This is a genomic window from Streptomyces sp. NPDC048361 (genome assembly GCF_040651795.1).
In the GTDB taxonomy this organism is placed as follows: domain Bacteria; phylum Actinomycetota; class Actinomycetes; order Streptomycetales; family Streptomycetaceae; genus Streptomyces.
This window is the reverse complement of the sequence record NZ_JBEZKW010000084.1, coordinates 20133-27306: the sequence shown is the minus strand read 5'-3', so window position 1 is coordinate 27306 and position 7174 is coordinate 20133. Positions and strand designations below refer to the sequence as shown.

General features: G+C 73.0%; 8 protein-coding genes. 1 reads left to right on the top strand and 7 read right to left on the bottom strand.

Annotation, left to right across the window (positions count from 1 at the left end; translation table 11 throughout):
- Positions 1–588: 588 nt before the first annotated feature.
- From AB0D31_RS31570 to AB0D31_RS31560, 3 genes are all read right to left on the bottom strand, one after another.
- Positions 589–867, bottom strand: a complete 279-nt coding sequence (locus AB0D31_RS31570; RefSeq protein ID WP_362729476.1) for a hypothetical protein — start codon at positions 865–867, stop codon at positions 589–591.
- Between the two features lie 572 nt (positions 868–1439).
- Positions 1440–2249 carry a pyrroline-5-carboxylate reductase gene (proC, locus tag AB0D31_RS31565; RefSeq protein ID WP_362729475.1) on the bottom strand — a complete coding sequence of 270 codons (810 nt, stop codon included), beginning with the start codon at positions 2247–2249 and terminating at the stop codon, positions 1440–1442.
- 263 nt (positions 2250–2512) lie between these two features.
- On the bottom strand, positions 2513–3250 hold the full coding sequence (locus AB0D31_RS31560) for an ABC transporter permease (protein ID WP_362729473.1): 738 nt from the start codon (positions 3248–3250) through the stop codon (positions 2513–2515).
- A 300-nt stretch (positions 3251–3550) separates the two neighbouring features.
- Between AB0D31_RS31560 and AB0D31_RS31555 the strand changes: the two genes are divergently transcribed.
- Positions 3551–3733 carry a hypothetical protein gene (locus AB0D31_RS31555; protein ID WP_362729471.1) on the top strand — a complete coding sequence of 61 codons (183 nt, stop codon included), beginning with the start codon at positions 3551–3553 and terminating at the stop codon, positions 3731–3733.
- Here AB0D31_RS31555 and AB0D31_RS31550 read toward each other — a convergent pair.
- The 4 genes from AB0D31_RS31550 to AB0D31_RS31535 all read right to left on the bottom strand — a co-directional run bounded on the left by AB0D31_RS31550 (position 3723) and on the right by AB0D31_RS31535 (position 7132).
- On the bottom strand, positions 3723–4541 hold the full coding sequence (locus tag AB0D31_RS31550) for an ABC transporter ATP-binding protein (RefSeq protein ID WP_362729478.1): 819 nt from the start codon (positions 4539–4541) through the stop codon (positions 3723–3725). The genes AB0D31_RS31555 and AB0D31_RS31550 overlap by 11 nt on opposite strands.
- A 470-nt stretch (positions 4542–5011) precedes the next feature.
- Positions 5012–5827: a class I SAM-dependent methyltransferase gene (locus AB0D31_RS31545; RefSeq protein ID WP_362729470.1), complete on the bottom strand. Its 816-nt coding sequence runs from the start codon at positions 5825–5827 to the stop codon at positions 5012–5014.
- A 358-nt stretch (positions 5828–6185) separates the two neighbouring features.
- Positions 6186–6803 (bottom strand): hypothetical protein, encoded by a 618-nt coding sequence (locus tag AB0D31_RS31540; RefSeq protein WP_362729468.1) that lies wholly within the window; start codon positions 6801–6803, stop codon positions 6186–6188.
- 35 nt (positions 6804–6838) lie between these two features.
- A complete protein-coding gene (locus AB0D31_RS31535) occupies positions 6839–7132 on the bottom strand; it encodes a peptidase (protein WP_362729466.1) in 294 nt (97 codons plus the stop codon).
- Positions 7133–7174 lie beyond the last annotated feature (42 nt).

Sequence of the window (7174 nt, the reverse complement as noted above, 5' to 3'; positions counted from 1 at the left end):
ACCCTCTCGGGCTTTCCTCCGGGCGCTTCCCTTCGGTATTTCGTGTTTCCGACTCTATCAGACTCTTTCGTGTCCGATTCCCCGTCGGAGCGGGGTTTGCCTTCCAGGTTCTCCCTCTCGGGTTTCCCTTTCCGGCGGCTCCGACTCTATCAGATCCTTTCGGGCCCGATTCCCGGTTGCCCGGGGCCAAGTCGGCTTGTCTTCCCGGCTGTTGGGCCGTTCCGACGAGTGAGACATTAGCGGAATCCTGGACCCCGACGCCAATCGGGGTGCGCTTTCGAACGCGGATTCCTCATTTCGCAAAAGCGCACGAAAAATGAGACGACGAGGTGTCGTTCACGAGAAGTGGTTGATGCGGAATGGCTGTCCGGGGACCGACCGGAGTCGGCGCTCACGTCGGACAACTCGGAGAACACTACGTATCGGGGAGGGGTGTGTCAACCCTCGGCCGCAGGCACGAGCTGGGTGTGGGCACAGGCCCGTTCAGCGGGCTCGCACGGGCCTGACCTCGTCCTTTCGGCCGAGGTGAGGGTGGCAGGACGGCTGATCTCAGGGCCCGGACCGCGCCCTAGCTTGGCAGGCATGAGGTCACTTCTCCGGATCGCCGCAGCCGTCGCCGTCCTCCTCGTCATCGGGGCGGTCGGCGCCCCAGGGGCCGCCTATGCCGAGAGCGGCGATCGGCACGTTGCGCAGCTGCGGCTGCGGCTCGTCGAAGCGGTCAACCGGGAGACCCGGGACGAGCTCGATCGCGTACGCGCGTGCGCGGACGGGGATTCGGCGGGCGCGGCGGCCCGGCTTGAGGCGAAGTTGCGGGAGGGGTGCCGGCTTGCTGCGGATCTGCGAGCCGTGCGGGGAGTGGTCCGGCATCCGGCGGCCGCCGTCGGGCCGGCCCGCGCGGGCGGCTCAGCCGGCGCCGAGGCCCGCGGGGTCGCGTGGACGCCGGGCGACGGAGATGCACCCGAGGTTCCCGGTAGCGGCGAGGTCCTAGGCGGTCGCGATGTCCCCGCCGCGGTCCCCGCCGATGACGTCCAGGGGTCTTTCGCCGCACTGGCTTCTGCCGGGGGTTCGGGTGGCGGGGGCCGGTCCGATGGGGAGGAGACCGTCTTTCAGGCGGCCCGCTCGGCCCTTCCCCGTACCCCCATCGGGGTGTTGTGCGTGCTCTGCGGGGGCGTGCTGGCCTTGGTCGGCGGAGGCTTGGCCGTCGCTGCCGTGCGGCGGCCCGGCGCGGGGGCGGCGGGTGGCGGGCGGGGATCGCATTACGTGCGGGGATCCCGTTACGTGCGAGGGCTGGGTTGCGTGCGAGGGCTGGGTTGCGTGCGAGGGCTGGGTTGCGTGCGAGGGCTGGGTTGCGTGCGAGGGCTGGGTTGCGTGCGGGGGCTGGGTTGCGTGCGGGGGCTGCGTAAGAGCGGCTAGGCCGGGGTCCTTCCGCGCCGGGGGGCTCAGCTGGTGCCGGAGGCCAGTTCGCGGCTGCGGTCGCGGGCGGCTTCCAGTGCGGCGATCAGAGCGGCGCGTACGCCGTGGTTCTCCAGCTCGCGGATCGCGCTGATCGTCGTGCCCGCCGGGGACATCACGGCCTCGCGCAGCTTCACCGGGTGCTCGCCGCTGTCGCGGAGCATCACCGCGGCACCGATCGCGGACTGCACGATGAGGTCGTACGCCTGGGCCCGCGGCAGGCCGAGCAGGATTCCCGCGTCCGTCATCGCCTCGACCAGGTAATAGAAGTAGGCCGGGCCCGAGCCGGAGAGGGCCGTCGCGGCGTCCTGCTGCGACTCCGGTACGCGCAATGTCTTGCCGACGCCGCCGAAGATCTCCTCCGTGTGGGCGAGGTGCTCCGGGGTCGCGTGGCTGCCACCGCTGATCACGGACATGCCCTCGTCGACCAGGACCGGCGTGTTCGGCATGACGCGCACGACGGGGGTACCGGCGGCGAGGCGGGCCTCGATGAAGGAGCTCGGGATGCCCGCCGCGGCGCTGACCACGAGGCGGTCGCTCGTGAGGTGCGGGGCGAGCTCGTCCAGGAGACTGCCCATGTCCTGCGGCTTGACCGCGAGGATCAGGGTGTCGGCGCGTTTGGCGGCGTCGGCGTTGGTGACGGCGTCCACGCCGTAGCGGGTGCGGAGTTCCTCGGCGCGCTCCGGGCGGCGGGCGGTCACGAGGAGGTTGGCCGGGTGCCAGCCGGCTCGGATCATTCCGCTGAGGAGGGCCTCGCCGATCTTGCCGGTGCCGAGGACTGCGACGGTCGGGGTCATGGGGTCACCCTCCGGGTGGTGCGGGGTTCGTGACGTCATCCTCGCACCGGGGCGGGGGTGGGGAGGGGGGTGTCCGATGGGCGGTACGGCGGTACGGCGGTACGGCGGTACGGCGGTACGGCGGTACGGCGGTACGGCGGTACGGCGGTACGGCGGTACGGCGGTACGGCGGTACGGGGTGGCTCGACGCTCATGGGGTGCCGGCGCGCTGACAAGGTGCCGGACGCCCACGAGGTGGCTGACGCTCATGGGGTGCCGGACGCTCACGGGGTGCGGCGGGGCAGGGTGGCGGCGCCCAGGGCCAGGACCAGGAGCGCGACGGCCGCCACGATGGCGGTGTCCCGTACGAAGGTGGCGTCGGCGGCGGGGTGGTGGAGGACCTGGGACATCGCATCCACGGCGTACGACATGGGCAGGGCGTCCGAGATCCACCGCAGGACCGGCTGCATGGCGTCGCGCGGGGTGAACAGGCCGCACAGCAGGAGCTGGGGGAAGATCACCGCCGGCATGAACTGGACCGCCTGGAACTCCGATGCGGCGAAAGCGGAGACGAACAGGCCGAGGGCCGTGCCGAGCAGGGCGTCGAGCAGGGCGACCAGGAGCAGCAGCCAGGGGGAGCCGGCCACGTTCAGGTCGAGGAGCCAGAGGGAGATGCCCGTGGCGAGGAGCGACTGGAGGACGGCCAGCGCGCCGAAGGCCAGGGCGTAGCCGCCGATCAGTTCGCTTTTGCCGAGCGGCATGGCGAGGAGGCGTTCCAGGGTGCCCGATGTGCGTTCGCGCAGGGTGGCGATGGAGGACACCAGGAACATCGTGATCAGCGGGAAGATGCCGAGCAGGGAGGCGCCGATGTCGTTGAAGACGGCGCGGTCGCCGTCGAACACGTATCGGAGCAGGACGATCATGAGCGACGGTACGGCGAGGAGCAGCGCGATGGTGCGCGGGTCGTGGCGCAGTTGCCGCAGGACGCGAGCGGCGGTCGCGAGGGTGCGGGACGCGTTCATGGGCGGGCCTCGGGGTGGGGGGTGAGCAGGGTGAGGGTGCGCGGGGCAGCGGTGCGCGGGGCAGCGGTGCGCGGGGCAGCGGTGCGCGGGGCAGCGGTGCGCGGGGCAGCGGTGCGCGGGGCAGCGGTGAGCGGGGCAGCGGTGAGCGGGGCAGCGGTGAGCGGGGCAGCGGTGAGCGGGGCAGCGGTGAGCGGGGCAGCGGTGAGCGGGGCAGCGGTGAGCGGGGCAGCGGTGGCGGTTGGTGCCGGGTGCGTGCGCCTGTGTCCCGGTGTCCATCGGCGGCGGCGGGGGCGGCGGTTGGTGCCGGGTGCGTGCGCCGGCCTGGGGTTGATCGGTGCGGCCGCGTTCGCCGGGGCGGCCGTGTTCGCCGGGGCGGCCGCGCTCATCAGTGCGCCCGCGTTCGGCGGAACGCCCGTGTTCATCGGCGCCCCCGCGTACATCGGGTCGGCCGCGCTCATCAAGTCGGCCGCGGTCATCGGGTAGGGCCGGAGGGGGCGGCGGCCTCGTCGACCAGGTGCAGGAAGGCTTCCTCGACGGTTTCGGTGGCGGTACGGGCGCGCAGGGCGGCCGGGGTGTCCTCGGCGAGGAGGGTGCCGTCGCGGAGCAGGAGCAGGCGGTGGCAGCGTTCTGCCTCGTCCATGACGTGCGAGGAGACCAAAATCGTGGTCCCGCGCCTGGCGGCGATGGTGTGGAGGAGGTGCCACAGGTCGCGGCGGAGTACGGGGTCGAGGCCGACGGTCGGCTCGTCCAGGATGAGCAGGTCCGGGGTGCCGAGCAGGGCGACCGCCAGGGAGACGCGGCTGAGTTGGCCGCCGGAGAGCCGTCCTGCCAGGTCGTGGGCGTGGGCGGTGAGATCGACGTCCGTGAGGGCCCGGTCGACGGCTTCGGCGCGGGGCGCGCGGTGGGCTCGGCCCGGGTGCAGTACGGCCGCGAAGTACTCCAGGTTCTGACGTACCGTCAAGTCTCGGTAGATGGAAGGGGCTTGGGTCACGTAGCCGATGCGCTCGCGCAGGGACGGGGTGCCGGCGGGGACGCCGAGGACCGTCAACGTGCCGGTGACGTTGGCCTGCGTGCCCGCGACGGCGCGCATCAGGGTGGACTTTCCGCAGCCGGAGGGGCCGAGGAGTCCGGTGATGCGGCCGCGCGGGACGGTGAAGTCGAGGGCACGGAGGACTGTGCGGTCGCCGCGTACGACGGTGAGGGCGCGGGCGGTGACGGCGGGGGGTGGGTCCGTCCGCGGGCGGGGGTCGGTGGGCCGGGGGTTGGTGGGCCAGGGGTTGGTGGGCCGCAGGTTGATGGACCGGGGATCGGCGGGCCCGGGGTCGGTGGACCGGGAGTCGGCGGGCCGGGGGTCGACCCGGTTGCCCCGTTCGTCTTCCTGCGCCTCGGCGGGCGGGTCGGGCCGGTTGCCCGGTTCGCGTCCCTCCGCCTCGGCGGGCGGGGCGACGGCACCCGGTTCGCGTCCCTCCGCTTCGGCGGTCAAGGCGGCGGCACCCGGTTCGCGTCCCTCCGCCTCGGCGGTCAAGGCGGCGGCACCCGGTTCGCGTCCCTCCGCCTCGGCGGTCAAGGCGGCGGCACCCGGTTCGCGTCCCTCCGCTTCGGCGGGCGGGGCGACGGGGGCGCCCGGTTCGCCTTTCTCCGACTCTGCGGGTGGATCGTAATTCACCATGTGATGAATAGTGCTCTGCGAGGGTCGGGGCGTCAAGGATCCCGGGGTGGCGGGTGGGCGGAGGGGGCGGCCCGGGATGCGGCCTTGTCGGCTCAGTTCAAGGCCAGGCGCAGGTAGACCACGTACCGCTCCTCCACCGTGCCGTCCGGGAAGAGCTCGCTCAGTACGGCGTGCTCGGCCGTCATGAACTCCTTCGTCCGCTCCTCGCCGAGCACCAGGAACGCCGAGTGGCTCGCCAGATTGGCGAGGTGGGTGGCCAGGGGGACCGTGCGGCTGTGCGGGATGCGGCGTTCCGTGAAGTCGAGGCCGGGGATGTCCGTCCAGGGGTGGCCCCAGCGCTCTTCGGTACCGCTGCCGCTGCGGGTGGCGACCGCGCGTTGCTCCGCCGAGCGGTCGATGCCCAGGAAGTCGCTGATCCGGGCGTCCTGGGCGGCCGTCCACGCGGCCGAGTGGTCGGCGATGTTCCACCACAGGGCGAGCGCGCCGCCCGGCCGCAGTACGCGACGTGCCTCCGGGGCCGCCTTCGTCGGGTCGGCCCAGTGCCAGGCCTGGGCGTACGTGACGAGGTCCGCGGAGGCGGTGGCCAGGGGAAGGCTGTTGCCGTCGCCCCGTACCAACGGGATGCCGGGGTTGCCCGCGCGGAACTGTGTGGCCATGCCCCCGCCGGGCTCGACCGCGACGACCCGCGCGCCTCGGGCGTGCAGCAGGGCGCTGGAGATTCCGGTGCCGGCGCCGATGTCCGCGACCTGGGCGCCGTTGAGGGGGCGACCCGTCAGTTCCTCCAGCGCGTCGAGGAGCTGGGGCGGGTACGAGGGCCGGTTCGCGGCGTACTGGGCTGCGGCGGCGTTGAAGGAGTCGGCGCGGGAGGGGGCGGCGGGCGTCGCGGGATGCATCGCGGGAGGCGTCATGGGCCGAGTCTGCCGCGCGAGGGGTGGGTGGGGCGAGGGTGTTCCCGACCCGCCTGCGGGGTGGTTTGTGCGACGGGGTGGTTGGTTCGGCGGGTGGTTCGCGCGGCGGGGTGGTTGGGGTTCGACTGCGGGCCCTCAGGGGCTGGGCGCGCAGTTCCCCGCGTCCCTCAGAGCACGGCCCAAGTCCCCGCGCCCCTCAGAGTACGGGCCAAGCGGCTGGCCCACGCCGCTGCGGGCGGAGTTCGGCGGTTACCGGAGCGGGGCCGGGGTGCTGGACAGCGACCTCAAGCCGGGCCGGTGGGAGGGGGCCCGCCCCCAGTACAGCCCGCCCGGGTTCCGGGTTCGCCGCCGCCGCGGGCTACTTGCGTTTTGGTTTTTTGCGGGTGGACGGGTTGCCCGTCCTCGTGCCGCGGCGGCGTTCGTACTGGGTGCGGGCCGTCTCGTACTCCTTGCGGTGCAGGGCCTCGCCCGGGGCCTCCGTGAAGGTGCGGCAGAAGTACGCAAGCAGCGAGCCGATGAAGCCGATCGCCTTCAGGCCCTGGAGCGAGCGGTCCGCGTCCGGGTCGGCGGGGCGGGCCGAGAACCGCTCCCAGGTCTTGCGGAACGCCAGCGCGCTGCAGATCGCGAACATCACGACGACCAGCACGTTCACGAAGGAGCCCGTGTCGGCGAGCTGGAGCCCTTCGTAGGCGAAGCGCAGGACGAAGCAGGCCGCCGCCGCGGCGACGAGCGAGCCGATCGCCGCGCCGGCGCGACGCAGGCCATAGCCCTGGTCGTGCTTCACCCAGCTGGTGCCGAAGAAGCGGATCGGCTCGGGCTGCGGGCCCGCGGCCACCGCCTTGGCGCCCGCGGCACCCCCGCCCCCCTTACCGGTATCCGCGCCCCCGCCCCCCTTGCCGGTGGCCGCGGCCCTGGCGTCCTCTGCGCCCCCGGCCGCCCCGCCGGTGTCCGCGCTGTCGCCCGTGTTCTCGCTCATGGGGTCGATTATCCCCGGGGCGGCCGCGTTGCCGGTCAGCCGCAGCGCTGCGCCACGTACCCGTCACTCCCCGTCTTCACATACGCGTCCGCGACGAACCGGCCGTTGCCGATGTTGTCCCAGATGTTCGACGTGCCGTACGGGCCCGTGACACTCGTGCCCGGGGTCTGGCAGTTGATCGGCACCGAGGCGCCCAGGTCCAGGGTGTCGACGATCGAGTAGCCCGTGCCGGGGCCGCTGCGTACGTTCAGTTGGCAGCCCGGGGCCACCGGATAGCGGTGCACCCCCAGCAACGCCGATGCGCTTGTTTCAGCCGATTCCGTTGTCATCCCCGACTCCCCCCTGGGGCCCTCACGGGTCCCCCCTTGGCT